The following is an 18,427-nucleotide window of genomic DNA, read 5'->3' as shown; positions in this document are numbered from 1 at the left end:
ACGTTCTGTTGGACTGAACGGACGCGACAGATACTTCACCCGGCCATGCGTTCCGTCGAGTATGGCACGCGACGACACACCGAACACGGCATCGGTCGGAGCGACAGAACGATCGTTCCGTATCATCGAACAGCTCGGTGAGCGGGAGGGGTGCGGCGTCTCGGAGCTGGCGGAGTCGCTGTCGATCTCGAAGAGCACGGTCCACAACCACCTCCAGACGCTCCGGGAGCTGGGGTACGTCGTTCAGGACGGCGACGAGTACCGACTCGGGCTGCAGTTCCTCGGACTGGGAGATCGCGCGCGCCAGCGTCACGACCTGTATCACGTTGTCAAGCCCGAGACGGACAGCCTGGTCGAGGCGGTCGGCGAGCGTGCGCAGGTGATGGTCGAGGAAGGAGGCGTCGGGATCTACGTCTACCAGTCGCTGGCGGATCAGGCGGTGCGAACCGACTCGCACATCGGAACCGTCGTCGACCTCCACGCGACCTCGGTCGGCAAGGCGTACCTCGCGCACCTTTCCGACGACCGACTCGACGCGCTGCTTGACCGCGTGGCGTTCGACGATCAGACGCCCCAGACGCTTACGGACGCCGAGGCGCTGCGGACCGAACTCGACGAGATCGCCGAGCGAGGGTACGCGTTCAACGACGAGGAGCGAACCGTCGGGATGCGAGCGGTCGGCGCGCCTATCCTGTCGGCGGATGACGGGCACGTCCTCGGCGCGATCAGCGTCTCGGGGCCGACCACCCGGATGAACGGAACGTGGTACCATGAGGAGGTCCCCGAGATGGTCGCGCAGTCCGCCCGGATCATCGGGATTCGCGCGACGTACTCGTAGCGTTTCGTGGCGTTTCGTAGCGTTTTGCGCTGCCGAACGAGCGTTCATTCTCGATCGCGTGGGCACCGCCGAGCGCCTCTGTCCTCATCGTTTCGCACGGCGTCTTCTCACGGTCACTCTCTCCATCTTCCGCGTCGGGGTGGTGTACAGTTCTAAGACACTAATTACATCAGTACGACTGTAATGCTAATGAGCAACCGCCACCGATCCGTTTCGGTGATTCGGGTCGTCGCCGACAGTCGTGGGAGACGATGTTCGTCGCTATCTCACGATCATATCATATTTAAATATATCTTCTATATCTGGTAATTCTGGTGTCGATCAGAGACACTCTGCTGTTCATCATCGCGTTCAAGAGATCGAGCGACGATCGGTCAGCGACGGTCGGTCCGCGACGATTGGTCAGCGACGATCGGTCCGCGACGAGGATCGGATCGCGTTGCAGTCGATCAAACGGCGATTCGAACGAGAGATAACCAGCACGTACCGTCCGTTTTCATCGAGCTGATACCAATAACTTGCTATTTAAATGTATATATACATTTATAAATGGAGTATAATTGCATATTCGTCTAAATACTTCTTGACCTAGCGAGGGTACCTGTGATCGTCGCCAGCGGGTTCGTTGTCGATATCGACGAACGTTCCGAAGGTGCACTCTCTTGGAAAACCCGGCTCCTGCGTGAAGCTCGTCGACGGTCGAGGTCACGTCGTGAGAGTGTTGAGGTTAACATGAGATCACGAATTATCAAATTTATTTTGGTATAGCTAACACATTCTATTTACTAAATATGAAACGGACTCCCCATAGACAGGCACACGATCGCCGACGACTGTCGCCGCTGGTTCTCTGTCACGTCTGGATCGTCCGCCGAGCCGATCGCCGGAGATAGATCTCACGCGCGTTCTTGAAACGACGGTTCTTCCGCGGATCGACGAGTCAGTTACCCACGACTGAAGTCGTGGGCTTGTCAGTAGACTCCCCTTCTGCCGTCGACTCGACGGAGGCGTAGAAATCACCATTCAGGTTCAATGTCCCTGACTTCAGCGCACACTGACAGGGTGCGCCTCCGCTCGAAGACTTCTGCCCCGAGCGGAGGCGTTTGAGAAGTTTGTGACCGATATTCTTGCTCGCGTTATAGTCGGCGTTCAGTTCGTACTCGCACTTCTGACAGACAAACTGGTGCTTCGACTGTCGATTAGTTTCGTGCGTAAACCCACATGACGAACACCGTTGAGACGTGTACGCCGGACTCACCTGCTCGACCTCGATCCCGATCATCTCAGCTTTGTATTCGACGTACTGGTACAGGCGTCGAAACGCCCACGCATGGAATCGCTTCGCACCCGCCATCCGCTTGCGAATGTCCGTCAGATTCTCGAACGCGATATGCGTGCAGTCGTGTTCGTGGGCTTCTTCCAGAATCCGGTTCGAGGCTCGGTGCAGCTCGTCCTGCATCCACCGGTGTTCGCGGTCGTTCATCGACTGAATCGACAGGTGTGCCGACCGCGTGCCCGTCTGGTGCATCGACCCGCGGGTCTTCTCGAACTCTCGGCGTCGATGATTCATTTCGTCGGCATTCCCGATGAACACGCCTGTCGAAGTCACGGCGAGCGAGCCGTCCACGTTCAGGTCAACGCCAAGGACTGTTCTGTGCTTGGCGTCATCAAAAGTAGTCGTAGACTGCTCTTTCTCGTCACGTTCGGTTCGGCGCATTTTTGCGTGGAGATAGAACGACTCTGTGGAGCGGTCGTACTGCAACGTGGACATACGGAACTCGTAGTCCTCGTTCAACAGGTACTCACCGATCGGTGTTTCCTCGGGATCGTCGGGAATCACGTAGTCACACTCAACGCGACCGTTCACAGTTGAGAGCGAAACGTGGTCACGGTGGAACGTCGCACTTCGCTTGTCGTAGACGACGCTCCACGCGTCGAAGTGCGGTTGACTCGTTCTCTCCTGTTTTTTGAGACGGGCAACACCACTTTTTGTGGCCTCAATAGCACGCCGGATCCCTTTCTGAACGAGATTCGCGGTCAACTCCGTCTCGTTACGAAGTTGGTCGTAGAGAGCGTTCTCGGCTTTCTGTTTGGAGGTTACGCAGTAGTCGTTCGGGTGTTTCCACGCCCACTCTGAAGTGATGTTCGCACAGTGGAGGAACTGATTTTTCGTCTGATGGAGATCGTCGCACCGCTCGCTGGGTACGTCAAGTTTAACTTTAGCGGTGCGAATTACGCCCTCCATCTGTGTTTCACATATAGTATTAATTTTTATAAATACTGTGGCTGGCGTAGGGGAGTCGGATGGCTATCTTGATGCAAGGAGAGAATCCCGCCGTTCACGACGGGCGTGAATCCGACATGGTACTGAGCAACCGCCGACGATTGCTTATCGAAACCCAAACGCTTAGTACACGCCGTTTCGTACACGTTAGCAAGGGTTACGTCGACTCTCGGCACTTGCGCGGGAGTACGAGACGCGCTGAAACCAGCGTCCCGAATATTTCGGGGCGTCGGTTCCCACGGGTCGGTTCTGCAACCGACTGCGGGGTTCGCGTCGTTCGTCAGCACGGGAACCCGGCCTACGGGTCGGGGAAGTGTGACCGAACCGACCGTGCCGTGAGGCATGACCGCTTGGGAGAGAGCCCCCCTGAGAAACCGGGCGTCGATGACTCGCTTGCGGATGGGAGCGCCCGTGACAGCGCCACAGGACGCTCCCGAGCGAGGGACGAAACCCGTCCCACCGACCTCGGGAGAGGGTCCTGAAACCTACTCGGCGACAGGCCGGGATTCCTCGTGCGGGGGAAGCCCCGTCGTTTACGACGGGGAGGATGTCACCGCTCGTGGTCTGTGGAATGAATTGTCGGATTCCTCCCACGGCTAAAGCCGTGGGCTTCCTCCTCGTATCTCTGTGACCCCCGTTCCTGTCGCTGCTGGACGAACGACTGAATATCCGTCCCGACGGTGCGTGCGTTCGGCAGACAGACGAAACGTACTCTCCCGCGTCAATCGACCGGGCGCTCCGTCAGGGGGCTCCGTCACCCGATATCGAAACCATTCGTGAGATCAGATCGATGAGCGATATCATCGAATCCGACAGATCGAATCGATCGGGGTGTCGCGTGACCGCGCTTCACTCGCAACAGTGGTGTGTCCCGCTCCTTTCTGCACCGTGTGTCATCGAGGAGTGAGAGAGTACATTTCGTCTGTCTTTGTGGCGTCTTATGGGGAGGGTTTGGCTTCGGCCTCCTGTCGGATTTCGACGACGATCTGCGGATCGAGGTCGAGTTGGTACTCGTAGTACCGACCGCCGCCTTCGCCGTGATTTCGGTCTCTCCGCTGCAGAAACCCGAGCATGTGGAGGTCAGAGAGATGGTTCTGGATGCTCTTAAGGGTCGTAAGTGGATCCACAGCGTGTGATTCGGCGACCGCCTCGTATCGGTCCTTGATCGTTCTCGACCGTGCCGGTGACTCCCCTTGTTGTTCGATGTACGCCGCGGTTTCGAGCAGGAGCTGTGCGTGCTGTGTCTGATCTCGAATGCGGTTCCGCAATCGTCCCCGCTGCACGAGTTCTTGGGCTTTGACGATGTGTGAGTCGTCGACCCGTTCGTCGTCACCCCGTGTGGCGACTTCGCCGCCGACACGGAGGAGATCTATCGCTTGGCGCGCGTTTCCGCGATCCTTGGCCGCGATCGCCGCCGCCCTCGCGATGGCCGAGTCGTCACAGGTACCTTCTACGAACGCCCGATCGGCACGGTCCGCGAGAATTGTACGGAGCTCGCTCGCATCGTACGGGCTGAACGATATCTCTGTCTCCATCAGCGTGTCTTTCACCTTCGGCGAGAGCGACTGCCGAAACGTGTAGTTGTTACTGATTCCGATGACTCCGACCTTCGAGTTCGTGATGTGACCGATCGATCGCGCTCGCGGGAGTTCATACAGGAGGGTGTCGACATCGTCCAAGTGATCAATCTCGTCGAAGACGACGAGGTGAGTTCCGCCGATTCGGTCAAGTTGAGTGTAGAGTTCCTCGAAGGCGTCAGCCGTTCCAAGACCACGTTTCGGGAACTCGCTTGCATGCTCGGGTAACAGTCCGTTGACCAGAGTGCGAACGACAGTGTAGAGAGACTTTCCGTTACAGTTCAATTCGTGTACGTGTACGTCGTCGGCGTCCGGTCGCTTCGTGACCTCGTCTTGAAGCGCCTCCATCATATACGTCGTGACAGCGGTTTTGCCGAGCCCGGCCTTCCCGTACAGCATGACGTTCTGTGGGGTGCGACCGAAGAGAACATCTTGAAGCGCGTGGCGGTATTGATCGATCTCCTCGTCGCGTTCGAGAATCTGATCAGGCTGATGATCTTCGGAGAGAACTTCCTTCGAGACAAAAATCGAACGCTCGATATCACTGAATGGCCCGGCCATGCGTACGTGCGATGAACCGACATAAGTACTTAAAACCTGCTTTTGTTTGTCTCGTCTGTCTATTCGGAGGCTCGAAAACAACTGGATCTCCGTCCCATCCGCGGGAATTTCGAGAAGACAGACGAAACGTACTCTCTCCGAGACGGCAGGCGGTGTGCCATCGGAGGACAGTCTTACTTCATCAGTTCCGTCCAACCGCTACTACCACAGACAGACGAAACGTACTCTCCCTCACGTCGATCCACTGGGCGCTTCTATCACTCACGGTTCTGCCCGCGGTGCTTGCGAGATTCTCGTTCACCACCCGAAATGTCTTTTCTCCCGCCGCTGAAGCCGAGGTATGTTCGGAACGAGCGGTGTCCGAGGTCGCGTTGGAGAGACGATCACGGCCGACCTCGCGCTCGACATTGGACGTGCATTGGTGACCGACGGCGCCGACACCGTCGTCCTCGGACGGGACGCTCGCGAGAGCGGACGCACGCTGAGTCGCGCCCTCTCGGCCGGCGTCACCGAGTGCGGCGGCGACGTGATCGACGTGGGCGTCCAGCCGACACCGACCGTCGCGCGGAGCGTCGTCCGGGAAGGGGCCGACGCCGGCGTCGTCGTCACCGCCTCACACAACCCCGCGCCCGACAACGGGATCAAGCTCTGGGCGGCCGACGGGCGGGCATTCGACGAAGACGAAAACGACAGAATCGCCGAGATCGTCGAGGAAGCGGCGTTCAACCTCGGCGCGTGGGACGAACTCGGCGAGCACCGCCACGTAGACGGCGCACGCGAGCGCCACGAGCGAGCGCTCCGGGAGTCCGTCGCGATCCCGGACGACCTCTCGGTTGTCGTCGACCTCGGCAACGGCGTGGGACGAGTCACCGCCGACGCGCTCCACGCGACCGGCTGTGACGTGGAGACGCTCAACGCCCAGCGAGACGGGCGGTTCCCGGGACGGCCGAGCGAGCCCACGGCCGAGAACTGCCAGACGGCCTGCGTGGTCGTCGAGGCCACCGACGCGGACCTCGGGATCGTTCACGACGGCGACGCCGATCGGATGATGGCGATCGACGAGCGCGGCCAGTTCGTCTCCGGCGACGCGCTGCTCGCGCTGTTCGGTCGACGCGAAGCCGACGCGGGCGATCGCGTGGCGGTCCCGGTGGACACGAGCCTCCTCGTCGCGGACACGCTCGCCGAGGTCGGTGCGGACGTGACGTACACCCCGGTCGGCGACGCGTACGTCGCCGCTGAGACCGCGAACCCCGGCGTCGTGTTCGGCGGCGAACCGAGCGGCGCATGGATCTGGCCCGAGCAGACGCGCTGTCCCGACGGCCCCCTCGCCGCCTGCACGCTGGCCGCGCTGGTCGGCGCGGAGGGATCGCTGTCGGCGATGGTCGACGGGCTTCCCGCGTACCCGATTCGGCGGGATTCGGTGCGGACGGACGCGAAGGAGGCGGTGGTCGAACACGTCGCCGAACTCGCCCACGAGCGGTTCGAAACCGTCTCGACGCTCGACGGGATTCGCGTGGAGACGGACGCGGGCTGGTTCCTCGTGCGCGCGAGCGGCACCGAGCCGCTAGTGCGGATCACCGCCGAGGCGCGGAACGCGGACGATGCAGACGATCTCTTCGAAACGGCGCGAGACCTCATCGATCGCGCCGCCGCCGACCGCAGCCGATAAACCCCGTCACCCCGTCGGCCTCGGACATGTACGGAGTCGTGCTCGCGGCCGGCCGCGGGACCCGCATGCGACCGCTAACGGACCGTCGTCCGAAGCCACTTCTTCCGGTCGGCGATCGGTCGCTGCTCGAACGGGTGTTCGACACCGTGGCCGGTGTCGTCGACGAGTTCGTCGTCGTAGTCGGATACCGCGGCGACGCGATCCGCGACGCGATCGGCGAGTCGTATCGAGGCTATCCGGTCCACTACGTCGAGCAGGCGGAGGCGTTGGGGACCGCTCACGCCGTCGCGCAGGCCGAGCCCGTCGTCGACGAGGACTTCCTCGTGCTCAACGGCGACGTGGTCGTGGATGCATCGCTCCCCCGCTCCCTTGCCGACGCCGACGGGACGGCAGTCGCGGCCACGGAGGTCGTCGATCCTCGGGCATACGGTGTGCTTTCGACGACTGAGGACGGCTCGCTCGCCGGGATCGTCGAGAAGCCCGACGACCCGCCGACGAATCTCGCGAACGTCGGCTGTTACGCGTTTCCGCCCGAGGTCTTCGAGTATATCGATAGAACCCCCGAGAGCGAACGCGGCGAGTACGAGATCACGACGACGATCGAGCTCCTCCTCGACGACGGCCATCCTATCGACGTGGCGCCCTACGAGGGGACGTGGCTCGACGTCGGTCGTCCCTGGGAGCTGCTGAAAGCCAACGAACTAGCGCTCACCGAGTTCACGGATGCCGTCGAGAACGCTGGGACCGTCGAGGAAGGCGTCCACCTCCACGGCCCGATCGTCATTGAGGAAGGAGCGCTGGTCCGGTCTGGAGCGTATGTCGAGGGGCCGGCGCTGATTCGCGAGGGCGCGGAAGTCGGGCCGAACGCGTACGTTCGCGGGTCGACGGTGGTCGGTCCGGACGTGCACGTCGGACACGGCGTCGAGGTGAAGAACTCGGTACTCATGGCCGACGCGTCGGTCGGGCACCTCTCGTACGTCGGTGACTCCGTGCTGGGTCGCGGCGTGAACTTCGGCGCCGGGACGAACGTCGCGAACCTCCGACACGACGACGGGAACGTCCGGATGACCGTTAAAGGCGACCGCGTCGACACCGGCCGCCGGAAGCTCGGGGCGATCGTCGGCGACGGCGCGAAGACGGGGATCAACACGTCGCTGAACGCCGGCGTCAAACTGGGTGCAGCGGAGACGACCGGTCCCGGAGAGGTTCTGACTCGCGATCGAGTGTCGGAGTAGTTCGGAGTATCGTCAGCGCGACGATCAGTCTCTCGAAAAGAGCGTCTCGGGCACAAGACGCGTAACGACACCGTCGAAATCGTCGTCGAAACTCAACACACAGTCGATATCGTGGTGTTCGACGTGAGCGACGGTCATCGCGTCGGTGAAACTCAGCTGATGTTTGGCGTACGTCTCCTGTATCGTCACGGCACGATCGAAGAGCGTCTCGGACGAGTGGAGGAGTTCGATAGCCGACGGATACCCCTCTCCCCGAATTCGCCGTCCGATCTCGAGCCCGGCGTCGATGTCCCTCGTTCGCCTGTGTGTCAGCGTCACCGACTCGTCGTAGATGTAGTCGCTCGTCATTACGTGACCGTACTCAGCCGATCTGAGAACGGCGTTCAGCGCCGCTGCCCCGGCCTCGTGGCGACTGGCATCCGTATCGTGATGCGCGTAGAACACTCCGGTGTCGACGAAAACACTCATCCGTACAGAATGTCGTCGATGTCATCTTCGTCCGTCTCCACGCCGGACGCGATCATCCCCTCGTTGAACGCTTGAACCTCCGTCTCACTCAGACTCGTGCTCCCATCGCGAAACGAGTCGACGAATTCTGCCCGGGACTCGACAGCTGATTCGATCAGCTGCGTGAGGATTTCTTGTTGTGTGACCTTCTTCCCCGTCTTCAGTTTGATCTCTGCCTGAAGCTCCTCGAGTTTTGATTTCGCATCTTCGTCCATTTTCACCGCTGTCGACATACAAACCAGTTGCGTCTACAACCCAATTAATCTATACACCGTCTGTGACAGCGGTCACGGTGCACTCGGACAGCCGACCGCGAGCGATTTAAACCGCGGGCGGGCGACGGTTGCGTCATGAGCGACACTCCCGTGACTGCGGTGGTCCTCGCCGCGGGCGAGGGACGGCGGTTAGAACCGCTGACGAACCGGCGGCCGAAGCCGATGGTCCCCGTGGCGAACCGTCCGCTGCTCGAACACGTCGTTGAGGCCGTCGCCGCGGCCGGGATCAATCGGATCGCCCTCGTCGTCGGGTACAGACAGGAGCGCATCCGGAACCACTTCGGCGACGGCGACGACTGGGGCGTGACGATCGAGTACGTCGAGCAGTCGACCCAACTGGGAACCGGTCACGCCGTCTTGCAGGCCGAGCCCGTCGTCGACGGCCCCTTCGTCGTGCTCAACGGCGACCGGATCGTCGACGCCGCGGTCGTCTCGCGGGTCCGTGATCTCGCGCGCGACGGCGACCACCCGGCGATGGCGGTCACGACCGCGGAACGCCCGCGCGAGTACGGCGTGGTAACACTCGATGGTGACCGGGTGACGGGGATCGACGAGAAGCCCGAGGGGCCGGTTGAGACGAACCGGATCAACGCCGGCGTCTACGCCTTCTCGCCGGCCGTGTTCGACGCGATCCGCGAGACGCACACGACGGGCGAACTGGCGATCACGGCGACGCTCAACGAGCTCGCGTCGGCGGGCGACCTGACCGCGGTCGGGTACGATGGCCGCTGGCTCGACGTATCGAACCTTTGGGACCTGCTGGGTGTCAACGCCGCGCTGATCGGTGAGTCCGAACAGACGGAGCCTACCGACGCCGCCTTCGGCGCGTCGGTGACCGTCGCCGACGACGTGGCGCTCGCGGGCAACGTCCGAATCGGACCGAACGTCACGGTCGGCGGGAGCACCGCGATCGGGAGCAACGCGACGATCGAGGCGGGAGCGGTCGTCGAGAACGCGGTGATCTTCCCCGACGCCGTGATCGGTGCCGGAGCCGTCGTCCGCGACGCGATCGTCGCCGGGAACGCCCGAATCGGGGCGAACGCGACGATCGCCGGGGGTCCTGCGACCGTCGTCGTGGGCGATGCGGTCCACCACGACGTGGCACTCGGCGGCGTGGTCGGCGACAACACGACCGTCGGCGGCGGCGCGACGCTCACGGACGGTGCGGTCGTCGGCGACGACGTGCGGGCCGACGCCGGCGTCGTGATCGACGGGCGCGTTGAATCTGGCGCGGTCGTCCGGAGGGGGTAACCATGTGTGGGATCATCGGCTACGTCGGCGAGCTGGACAGCGGCGGGCAGACTGACGGCGGCGCGGTCGACAGCGTGGGCGCGATCGTCCACGAGGGACTCCGCAACCTGGAGTACCGCGGGTACGACTCGGCGGGCGTCGCGCTCGTGGGCGCGTCGAGCGGACTCACGGTGGCGAAGCGGTCGGGTGAGGTCGACGGGCTCACCGTCCCGGACGTGCCGGACGCGACCCACGGCGTCGGCCACACGCGGTGGAGCACGCACGGGCCGCCGACGGACGCGAACGCCCACCCGCACACCGACTGCGCGGGCGACGTGGCGGTCGTCCACAACGGGATCGTCGAGAACTACGAGGCGCTCAAAGCGGAGCTGTCCGACCACGAGTTCACGAGCGATACGGACACGGAGGTCATCCCGCACCTGATCGAGGAGGAGCTCGCGGCCGACCCCGACGCCGATCTGCTGGCCGCGGTCCGACGCGTCGAGGACCGACTGGAGGGGAGCTACGCGATCTGCGCGGTCCGCGAGGGCAACGACCGGATCATCGTCGCCCGACGCGGGAGCCCGTTAGTGTTGGGCCGCGGCGAGAACGCGTCGTTCGTCGCCAGCGACGTGACGGCGTTCTTGGAGCACACCCGCGACGTGACGTACTTGGAGGACGGCGACGTGGCGGCGCTGTCGCCCGACGGCGTCGAGATCGTTGCTCGCGGGGAGCCGGTCGAGCGCGAGGTCGAGACCGTGACGTGGGAGGCCGACGCCGCGGAGAAAGGGGGGTACGACCACTACATGCGCAAGGAGATCCACGAACAGCCCGAGTCGCTGCGTCAGACGCTCGCCGGGCGGCTGGACGTGGACGCTGGGGACGTCGATCTCGACGTCTCCTTCCCGCCGGGCTTTCTCGCGGATCTGGAGGAGATCCGGATCGTCGCCTGCGGGACCTCCTACTACGCGGGCCGGTACGCCGCGCGGTTGTTCGAGGACCTCGCCGGGGTGCGCGCGACCGTCGAGATCGCCAGCGAGTACGAGTTCGGTGCGGGGCGGACGCCCGATCGGACGCTGGTGGTCGCCGTGACTCAGAGCGGGGAGACGGCCGACACGCTCGGGGCGGTGCGACGCGCGAACGCCGCGGGCGCGCGGACGTTCGCGGTGACGAACACCTTGGGGAGCACCGTCACGCGGGAAGTCGACGGGACGGCGTTCATCCGCGCCGGCCCGGAGATCGGCGTGGCGGCGACGAAGACGTTCGCCTCGCAGGTGGCGACGCTCGCCATGCTCGCGGTGGCTGTGGGGCGGGACCGCGGCGCGCTCGGGGCCGCCGACGCGCGATCGGTGTTGGAGGACCTGCGCGGGCTCCCGGGCGCGGTCCAACAGGTGCTCGACGAAGAGGAGCAGGTGCGGGAGGCGGCCCGCGAGTACGGCGACGGCGAGGCGTTCTTCTTCGTCGGGCGCGCGTTGGGGGTGCCCGTGGCCTTAGAGGGCGCGTTGAAGCTCAAGGAGATCTCCTACGACCACGCCGAGGGGTTCGCGGCAGGCGAGCTCAAACACGGCCCGTTGGCGCTGGTGACGCCCGAGACGCCCGTGTTGGCGGTGTTGACAGATGGTGCGCGGGCCGACGAGACGATGAACAACGTCACCGAGGCGCAGACGCGGGGCGCGCCTGCGTTGGGGTGTGTGTCTGCGGGCGACGAGTACGACACGCTGGACGTGTCGTTCGAGGTGCCCGACGTGGGCGTCGTCGAGCCCTTGGTGGCGAACGTGTACCTCCAGCTGTTCGCGTATCACGTGGCGAACGACAAGGGCCGAGCGATCGACAAGCCGCGAAATCTGGCGAAGAGCGTGACGGTGGAGTAACGCGGTTTGTCGGGGTTTCGGTCAGGCTCGAGAGTGCGATAGCTCGACAGCGTTTGACGGTCGGCTCGTGGAGTTTTGACGGTCGGCTCGTGGAGTTTTGACGGTCGGCTCGTGGAGTCCGGACACCCCTCGTTTCGTCTGTTCTCGTCGCTGGAGTCCGTGGTGGGTCCTTCTCGCTTGAATCACACCCCTCATTTCGTCTGTTCTTATTCAGCTAGAGGGTCCTCTCTGAGGCATCGACACCCCTCATTTCGTCTGTTCTTCCGTTTGGAAACTGACTACGGCTGATTCTCGATCGATTCGCGCGTCTCCAAGATGATTTCGGGGTCCAACGCGAGCTCGTATCGGTAGTGAACGCCGCCCGCACGCCCTTCGTTCTGTTCGGTCCGTTCGAGAAACCCGAGCATCGTGAGATCCGCGAGGTGATTCTGGATGCTCTTTAGCGTGGTTAGTGGATCGTGACCCCAGTTTCGTGCGACGCGTTCGTACACCGCCTGAATCTCTTTCGACCGTGCAGGAACGTCTCCGCTCGCTTCGATCCGTGCGAGTGACTCTAAGATGAGTTGCCCGTGCATGGTCTGGTCACGCAACTTGTCTTGGACGCGACCTCGCTGAACGCGTGCGGCAGCCACTTCGATGTGGTCGTCGGTGATCGCCGTCGCTCCCTGTTCTTCAGCGACATCACCGCCCTCGCGAAGGAGGTCTATCGCCTGCCGTGCGCTTCCGGTGTCTTTCGCGGCCTTCGCGGCTGCGAGTCTGATCGCAGAGTCTTCTGATGCACCGTCAACGAGCGCCTTCTCGGCTCTGGCAGTGAGGATCGACTGAAGTTCGTCTGCGTCGTACGGCGAAAAGGCCAGTTCCTTCTCCATCAGCGTGTCTTTGACTTTCGGGCTCAGCGACGAGCGGAACGTGTAGTTGTTGCTGATCCCGATCACACCAACTCGGGCAGCGTCGAGATGCCCGTTCGCTCGTGCGCGCGGGAGTTCGTACAGTAGTGTATCAGGGTCAGACAGGTGGTCGATTTCGTCGAGAATGAACAGAAATGTGCCACCGAGTTCCTCCATTTCCTCGTACAAGGTTTCGAGAGCGTGCGACGTCGAGAGGCCGGTTTCCGGAAACGTTTCTCCCTCATCTCCGCGGATACTATTTATCAGCGATCGAACCGTTCTGTAGACGCTGTCGTCGTTGCAGTTCCGGAAGTGAACATGGAGTTCCTCGGCTGCGTCGCGCCGTTCCACTTCCGTTTGGAGGGCACTCATCATGTGCTCTGTAACGGCCGTCTTTCCAACACCCGTTTTTCCGTAAATAAACACGTTTGCGGGATTTCGGCCGAAGAGAACGTCTTTTAACGCCGATCGATACGCGTCGATCTCGTCATCCCGCTCGACAATAACGTCCGGACGGTACTCTTCCGAGAGAATAGATTTGTCCTCAAAGAGCGTTTCAGTCATCTCCGCAAAGAGATCTTCAGACATCGTTGATATTCTGAGTAACACTATTTACTAACTTAAAAGTGGCGTTCGTCTGTTTACTTTGTTTCGCTTGTTTTGTCGCTGCGGCCGATCAGAGATCGGTACTCGGAATGTGTGGCACAGAACAGACGAAACGAGGGGTGTGGCCGATAGCTCATCGTGGCGTCCCCATCGGTCTGCTGAGAGAACAGACGAAACGAGGGGTGTGAGCCCGACGTGCTTTGACCGTTGGTTACCAGCGCGGACAACAGACGAAATGAGGGGTGCGTCTCGGTTCAGCGATCAACCAATCAATCGTCGACCACGGCTTCGTCGGTCTCACCCGCTAGTTCGTCCAGTCGTTCCTCGGTGCGATCGGATTGGATGAGAGGGCCGGCCGCATCGGGGAGTTCACACTCGTCGCGATCAGAGGGGTGAACGGCGATCAGAGGGGTGAACGACGATCAGAGGGCTGAACGAGGTGGGACGCGTGGAAGATCCCAAGCGTAAGCCTGTAGGGTCCGATTGTCGCGAGGTTGCTCGCAGATCATCGGGTTTCTCGATGACTTCGGCGATCTCAACAGCCTTAGTCGCGGTCTTAGACGCCGCCGGTATCCTTACGAGGGTTGTCGTCTCCCGGACGTTCTTCGTCACGTCCGTCCGAGAGGTGTTCCCAGATCTCCGTACAGCCCGCCCCGTCGGGAACGTCTGTGAGATGAGCGTCGTCTTTGTCGGAGGGCACTTGGTTACTCATATTCTGAGTAACTCTATAGAACGACACAACATAACTGTTCCGGCACCACCAGTACGTACTTACGGGGGCGACGACGACGGAGGGGCATGTCCGATTCCGGCGACGATTTCCTTTCGCTGCTCGATCTCACGGAGTACGAAGCCGCCGCACTGGAGGAGTTGCTACTATTGGGTCGGACGACTGCACCCGATCTCGCCGAGGCGACCGGTATCCCGAAAGCCAGAATCTATGGGGTGCTCGATTCGCTGTCAGAGGGGGGATACGTGAAGATCATCCCGGGCCGTCCGAAGCGGTATCAGCCGCACGACCCGTCCGAGATCGCAGAGCGCGCCGTCGCGAACAGGCGGCACGCCTACGAGCGATTTCGCGAGGACGTCGAAGCAGTCGAAGAGTCGTTCGTGGACGCGTACACACCAGTTCGAGACAGAGGCGTCGACGATCTCAGCCCGACCGAAGACCTGTTCCACGTCGTCGACGTCGGCGAACCGAGCGAACGCGAGACGCGTCGTCTCTTTCGCGAGGCCGAGGAGTCCGTGTACGTCCTCACGAAGAGTTTCGGATACATCGACGCCGTGCGACCGGCGATGCGGGACGCCATCGAGCACGGCGTCGATGTCGATGCGCTGCTGCTCGCACCCGAACACCTCTCGGAGAAGAACAAGCGCCGCCAAGACGAGATCCGAGGTCTCCTTGGAGCAGAATTCCCGTCCGTGTCCGTGCGTATCAGCGATCGGGTGCTCCCGTGGCGGGGAACCTTCATCGACCCGAGTCTCGAGTACGACAGTGGGCAGGGCCTCCTGATGGTCGAACAGGAGGAGATCCCGAACCACCACCGCCAGGCAGCGGTCACGGAGAACCCGTCGTTCGTGGCCGGACTCTGGCAGTACTTCGATCTCCTTTGGCGACACGAGAGCCGATCCGGAACGCAGTAGCTCGACGCGTTCCGACCCGTGCACCGTCTCGCGCGCTAACCAGAAAGCCTTTAGTCTAAGTTACTCGATGTCCGAGTAACGATGACTGTCCTACTCACCGGTGCAGACGGGTACCTCGGATGGCCGACCGCGCTTCGACTGGCAGACCGGCTCGACGAACGGATCGTCTGCGTCGACAACTTCGCGCGACGCAGTTGGGTCGCCGAGTCGGGGAGCGTCTCCGCGACGCGGGTCGAGAGCCCCGAGGAGCGATTCGACGCGGTGGAGAACCTGAGTCTCGTGGAAGGCGACCTGGCCGACCGCGACTTCGTACTCCAGCTGTTGGAGACGTACGAGCCGGACACCGTGCTGCACGCGGCCGCGCAGCCGAGCGCGCCCTACTCGTCGATCAACGGCGAGCGCGCGCTGTACACCCAGCGGAACAACGTCTCGATGAACCTCAACCTGCTCCACGGGCTCGCCGAGTGCGGGCTCGACGACACGCACTTCATCGAGACGACGACGACGGGCATCTACGGCGCCCCGCACTTCCCGATCCCGGAGGGCGGGCTGGAGGTCGAGCGGAAAGACGGCAGCGACGAGGTCCCGTTCCCGGCGATGGGCGGGAGCTGGTACCACCAGACGAAGTCGTTCGACGCGGCGAACATGCGGCTCGCGGAGTCGCAGTTCGAGTTCCCGATGAGCGAGGTTCGGACCGCGATCGTGTACGGGACGGAGACCGAAGAGACACAGGCGCACGAGAGCCCGACGCGGTTCGACTTCGACTACTACTTCGGCACGGTCGTGAACCGCTTCTGCGCGCAGGCGGTCGCCGGCTACCCGATCACCGTCTACGGCAAGGGCGAACAGCGCAAGCCGATGGTGAGCCTCGAAGACACCGTCGAGAGCCTCGTCCGGCTCGTCGAGGAGGGACACTCCGGCGACGACGGGATCGACATCTACAATCAGGTCACCCGCCCGGTCGCCATCGTCGAGCTCGCGGAGACGATCGCCGAGGTCGGCGACGAGTTCGACCTCGACGCCGCGGTGAAACACTACGAGAACCCGCGCAACGAGGACGAGGAACACAAGATGGAGATGGAGAACGACCGGTTCCTCGATCTGGTCGGCGGACAGCAGCAGACCTTGGAAGAGGGGATCCGCGATGTGCTCGGAACGCTCGTCGACGAGCAGGACCGGATCGCGGCCCACGAGGACCGGTTCCTGCCCGGCGTGTTGACTGATGAGTGAGGAGTCGGGACGCGATACGAGCGTCCTCATCACCGGCGGCTGTGGCTACATCGGGAGCGCGTTGATCCCGCGGTTGCTGGCGGACGAGCGCGTCGGCGACGTGGTAGTCCTCGACTCGCTCTCGTCGGGATCGCCCGCGAACCTCGCGGGGAGTATCCGCGACGATCTGACCTTTCGACGCGGCGACGTGCGGGAGTACGGTGCGGTTGAGGGAGCGGTTCGCGGCGTCGACGCCGTGATCCATCTCGCGGCGATCACCGGGGCGGCCTCGACGCACGACCGGAAGGCCGAGACGTTCGCGGTGAATCGCGACGGGACCGAGAACGTGCTCACGGCCGCGGGCAAGTTCGATGTCGAGAACGTCGTGGTCGCTTCCTCGTGTAACAACTACGGGCGCGCCGCGAGCACCGACATCGACGAGGAGACCGAGCAGAACCCGCTGAACCCCTACGCCGAGTCGAAGGTCGCGTGCGAGCGTCTGCTCAACGAGGCGATCGAAGCGCACGGCTTCGACGGCACTGCCCTGCGGATGAGCACGAACTACGGCTGGTCGCTCGGGGTCCGGTTCAACCTCGTGGTGAACCACTTCGTCTTCCGCGGGCTCACCGACCGCCCCTTGACGGTCTACGGCGACGGATCGAACTGGCGCCCGTTTATCCACGTGCGCGACGCGGCGCGGGCGTACGCCGACGCCGCGCTCTCCCCCGACGCGTGGGACGAACGCGTGTACAACGTCGGGTCGAACGACGGCAACTACCGGATCGCGGAGATCGCGGAGATCGTTCGTGAGGAGCTCGATCGCGACCTCGACGTGACGTATCTGGAGGACGAACAGCCCGGCCCCTCCTACCACGTGAACTTCGACCGACTCGCCGAGACCGGCTTCGAGACGGAGTGGACGCTGCGGGAGGGAATCCGCGACATCGCAGACGAGTTGCGCGGAGACGCGCGCGAAGAGGTGACCGCATGACGGACCAAGAATCCGATATCGAGAGTGAGACGGAGCAGACGACGGAACCGAACGGCGACGGGTCGACTCCGACGATCGCGGTCACCGGCGCGGCCGGATACATCGGAAGCCGCGTGATCGTGGAGTTCCAAGAGGCGCACCCCGACTGGGAGATCGTCGCGATCGACAACCAGTACCGCGGGCAGGTGGATTCGGTCGGTGAGGTGGAGATTCAGCACGTCGACATCCGAAACCGCGACCGGCTGGAGGACGCGCTCGCGGGCGCGGACGTGGTGTGTCACCTCGCGGCGATAAGCGGCGTCGACGACTGCGAGGAGAACGCCGACCTCGCGTACGAGGTGAACGTCACCGGGACGAACAACGTCGCGTGGTTCTGTCGGAAGACCGGTGCGGCGCTGGCGTTCCCGTTCAGCATGGCAGTATTGGGGGACCCGCAGTCGTTCCCGATCACGGCCGACCAGCCGCGCGACCCGTTGAACTGGTACGGGCGGACGAAGCTGCTCGGCGAGCGCGCGATCGAGACGTTCGCCGACGGCGCGTTCCCCGCGCACCTCTTTTTGAAGTCGAACCTCTACGGCGAGCACGTCGTCGACGGGACGACGGTGAGCAAGCCGACCGTGATCAATTTCTTCGTGAACCGGGCGCTCGCGGGCGAAACGCTGACCGTCTACGAGCCCGGCACGCAGGCACGGAACTTCGTCCACGTGAAGGACGTGGCGCGCGTGTACGTCCGGAGCGCGGAGCGGCTGCTGGAGCAGCTCGCGAGTGGGGAGACTGGAACCGAAACGTTCGAAATCGCGAGTGAGGAGGACATGAGCGTGATGGAGGTCGCGGAGATCGTGCGGGAGGTGGCGCACGAGGAGCGCGAGATCGACGTCGACGTGGAGTTGGTCGAGAATCCGCGAAGTGCGGAGACGATGGTTGAGGAGTTTGGGGTGGATATTTCGGCGGCGGGGGAACGGTTAGGATGGGCACCAAGCGAGAGTGTGAACGAGTCAGTTCGACATCTGTTGACTCCAAAATCTGATTCGTAGGTTGTACGT

Annotated in this window: 15 protein-coding genes and 1 pseudogene; 9 read left to right on the top strand and 7 right to left on the bottom strand. The window is 62.8% G+C overall.

All coding sequences use genetic code 11. The features are described from left to right. The first annotated feature begins 61 nt into the window (after positions 1–61). Positions 62–838, top strand: coding sequence for an IclR family transcriptional regulator (locus HLAC_RS05375; protein WP_015909829.1), 777 nt, complete (start codon positions 62–64; stop codon positions 836–838). 940 nt (positions 839–1,778) lie between these two features. Here the strand turns inward: HLAC_RS05375 and HLAC_RS05370 are convergent. Both HLAC_RS05370 and HLAC_RS05365 read right to left on the bottom strand, forming a co-directional pair. After that, positions 1,779–3,083 (bottom strand): RNA-guided endonuclease InsQ/TnpB family protein, encoded by a 1,305-nt coding sequence (locus tag HLAC_RS05370; RefSeq protein ID WP_015909828.1) that lies wholly within the window; start codon positions 3,081–3,083, stop codon positions 1,779–1,781. A gap of 977 nt (positions 3,084–4,060) precedes the next feature. Continuing rightward, the gene (locus HLAC_RS05365; RefSeq protein WP_015909827.1) at positions 4,061–5,260 is read right to left on the bottom strand and encodes an orc1/cdc6 family replication initiation protein; all 1,200 of its coding nucleotides are present in this window, start codon (positions 5,258–5,260) and stop codon (positions 4,061–4,063) included. A 340-nt stretch (positions 5,261–5,600) separates the two neighbouring features. On the opposite strand from HLAC_RS05365, the gene glmM reads away from it, so the two are divergent. Further along, positions 5,601–6,929, top strand: a complete 1,329-nt coding sequence (gene glmM / locus HLAC_RS05360; protein WP_015909826.1) for a phosphoglucosamine mutase — start codon at positions 5,601–5,603, stop codon at positions 6,927–6,929. A 26-nt stretch (positions 6,930–6,955) separates the two neighbouring features. Continuing rightward, positions 6,956–8,164, top strand: a complete 1,209-nt coding sequence (glmU, locus tag HLAC_RS05355; protein WP_015909825.1) for a bifunctional sugar-1-phosphate nucleotidylyltransferase/acetyltransferase — start codon at positions 6,956–6,958, stop codon at positions 8,162–8,164. Positions 8,165–8,188: 24 nt separating this feature from the next. Here glmU and HLAC_RS05350 read toward each other — a convergent pair whose 3' ends face one another. Together HLAC_RS05350 and HLAC_RS05345 are read right to left on the bottom strand one after the other, a co-directional pair. Further along, entirely contained in the window at positions 8,189–8,632 is a 444-nt protein-coding gene (locus tag HLAC_RS05350) for a type II toxin-antitoxin system VapC family toxin (RefSeq protein ID WP_015909824.1), read from the bottom strand. Beyond that, entirely contained in the window at positions 8,629–8,904 is a 276-nt protein-coding gene (locus tag HLAC_RS05345; protein ID WP_015909823.1) for a hypothetical protein, read from the bottom strand. The genes HLAC_RS05350 and HLAC_RS05345 overlap by 4 nt, the downstream gene beginning before the upstream one ends. 117 nt (positions 8,905–9,021) lie before the next feature. Here HLAC_RS05345 and HLAC_RS05340 point away from each other — a divergent pair, with 117 nt between their 5' ends. Then, positions 9,022–10,197 (top strand): sugar phosphate nucleotidyltransferase, encoded by a 1,176-nt coding sequence (locus HLAC_RS05340; RefSeq protein ID WP_015909822.1) that lies wholly within the window; start codon positions 9,022–9,024, stop codon positions 10,195–10,197. Between the two features lie 2 nt (positions 10,198–10,199). Next, positions 10,200–12,047: a glutamine--fructose-6-phosphate transaminase (isomerizing) gene (gene glmS, locus HLAC_RS05335; RefSeq protein ID WP_015909821.1), complete on the top strand. Its 1,848-nt coding sequence runs from the start codon at positions 10,200–10,202 to the stop codon at positions 12,045–12,047. A gap of 278 nt (positions 12,048–12,325) precedes the next feature. Here the strand turns inward: glmS and HLAC_RS05330 are convergent, their stop codons facing one another. The 3 genes and pseudogenes from HLAC_RS05330 to HLAC_RS19220 form a co-directional block, all read right to left on the bottom strand. Then, positions 12,326–13,522 (bottom strand): orc1/cdc6 family replication initiation protein, encoded by a 1,197-nt coding sequence (locus tag HLAC_RS05330; RefSeq protein ID WP_015909820.1) that lies wholly within the window; start codon positions 13,520–13,522, stop codon positions 12,326–12,328. Between the two features lie 287 nt (positions 13,523–13,809). Continuing rightward, positions 13,810–14,077 (bottom strand): annotated as a pseudogene (locus HLAC_RS19935) (hypothetical protein); the annotation flags it as partial. Positions 14,078–14,096: 19 nt separating this feature from the next. Then, positions 14,097–14,252 carry a hypothetical protein gene (locus HLAC_RS19220; RefSeq protein WP_015909819.1) on the bottom strand — a complete coding sequence of 52 codons (156 nt, stop codon included), beginning with the start codon at positions 14,250–14,252 and terminating at the stop codon, positions 14,097–14,099. A gap of 86 nt (positions 14,253–14,338) precedes the next feature. Here HLAC_RS19220 and HLAC_RS05325 point away from each other — a divergent pair, with 86 nt between their 5' ends. From HLAC_RS05325 to HLAC_RS05310, 4 genes are all read left to right on the top strand, one after another. Beyond that, positions 14,339–15,184, top strand: coding sequence for a TrmB family transcriptional regulator (locus tag HLAC_RS05325; RefSeq protein WP_015909818.1), 846 nt, complete (start codon positions 14,339–14,341; stop codon positions 15,182–15,184). Between the two features lie 81 nt (positions 15,185–15,265). Then, entirely contained in the window at positions 15,266–16,414 is a 1,149-nt protein-coding gene (locus HLAC_RS05320; RefSeq protein WP_015909817.1) for an NAD-dependent epimerase/dehydratase family protein, read from the top strand. Next, the gene (locus HLAC_RS05315) at positions 16,407–17,384 is read left to right on the top strand and encodes an NAD-dependent epimerase/dehydratase family protein (RefSeq protein ID WP_015909816.1); all 978 of its coding nucleotides are present in this window, start codon (positions 16,407–16,409) and stop codon (positions 17,382–17,384) included. Before HLAC_RS05320 ends, HLAC_RS05315 begins: the two co-directional genes overlap by 8 nt. Continuing rightward, positions 17,381–18,418: an NAD-dependent epimerase/dehydratase family protein gene (locus HLAC_RS05310; protein WP_015909815.1), complete on the top strand. Its 1,038-nt coding sequence runs from the start codon at positions 17,381–17,383 to the stop codon at positions 18,416–18,418. The genes HLAC_RS05315 and HLAC_RS05310 overlap by 4 nt, the downstream gene beginning before the upstream one ends. Positions 18,419–18,427 lie beyond the last annotated feature (9 nt).

Origin of the sequence: Halorubrum lacusprofundi ATCC 49239 (assembly GCF_000022205.1) — an archaeon.
Classification (GTDB): Archaea; Halobacteriota; Halobacteria; order Halobacteriales; family Haloferacaceae; genus Halorubrum; species Halorubrum lacusprofundi.
This window is presented reverse-complemented; position numbering and strand designations above follow the sequence as displayed.

Excerpts from the sequence above, each read along its gene's own strand:
- HLAC_RS05375 (WP_015909829.1), top strand. The coding sequence starts at position 62 with ATGGCACGCGACGACACACCGAACACGGCATCGGTCGGAGCGACAGAA.
- HLAC_RS05370 (WP_015909828.1), bottom strand. The coding sequence starts at position 3,083 with ATGGAGGGCGTAATTCGCACCGCTAAAGTTAAACTTGACGTACCCAGC.
- HLAC_RS05365 (WP_015909827.1), bottom strand. The coding sequence starts at position 5,260 with ATGGCCGGGCCATTCAGTGATATCGAGCGTTCGATTTTTGTCTCGAAG.
- glmM (WP_015909826.1), top strand. The coding sequence starts at position 5,601 with ATGTTCGGAACGAGCGGTGTCCGAGGTCGCGTTGGAGAGACGATCACG.
- glmU (WP_015909825.1), top strand. The coding sequence starts at position 6,956 with ATGTACGGAGTCGTGCTCGCGGCCGGCCGCGGGACCCGCATGCGACCG.
- HLAC_RS05350 (WP_015909824.1), bottom strand. The coding sequence starts at position 8,632 with ATGAGTGTTTTCGTCGACACCGGAGTGTTCTACGCGCATCACGATACG.
- HLAC_RS05345 (WP_015909823.1), bottom strand. The coding sequence starts at position 8,904 with ATGTCGACAGCGGTGAAAATGGACGAAGATGCGAAATCAAAACTCGAG.
- HLAC_RS05340 (WP_015909822.1), top strand. The coding sequence starts at position 9,022 with ATGAGCGACACTCCCGTGACTGCGGTGGTCCTCGCCGCGGGCGAGGGA.
- glmS (WP_015909821.1), top strand. The coding sequence starts at position 10,200 with ATGTGTGGGATCATCGGCTACGTCGGCGAGCTGGACAGCGGCGGGCAG.
- HLAC_RS05330 (WP_015909820.1), bottom strand. The coding sequence starts at position 13,522 with ATGTCTGAAGATCTCTTTGCGGAGATGACTGAAACGCTCTTTGAGGAC.
- HLAC_RS19220 (WP_015909819.1), bottom strand. The coding sequence starts at position 14,252 with ATGAGTAACCAAGTGCCCTCCGACAAAGACGACGCTCATCTCACAGAC.
- HLAC_RS05325 (WP_015909818.1), top strand. The coding sequence starts at position 14,339 with ATGTCCGATTCCGGCGACGATTTCCTTTCGCTGCTCGATCTCACGGAG.
- HLAC_RS05320 (WP_015909817.1), top strand. The coding sequence starts at position 15,266 with ATGACTGTCCTACTCACCGGTGCAGACGGGTACCTCGGATGGCCGACC.
- HLAC_RS05315 (WP_015909816.1), top strand. The coding sequence starts at position 16,407 with ATGAGTGAGGAGTCGGGACGCGATACGAGCGTCCTCATCACCGGCGGC.
- HLAC_RS05310 (WP_015909815.1), top strand. The coding sequence starts at position 17,381 with ATGACGGACCAAGAATCCGATATCGAGAGTGAGACGGAGCAGACGACG.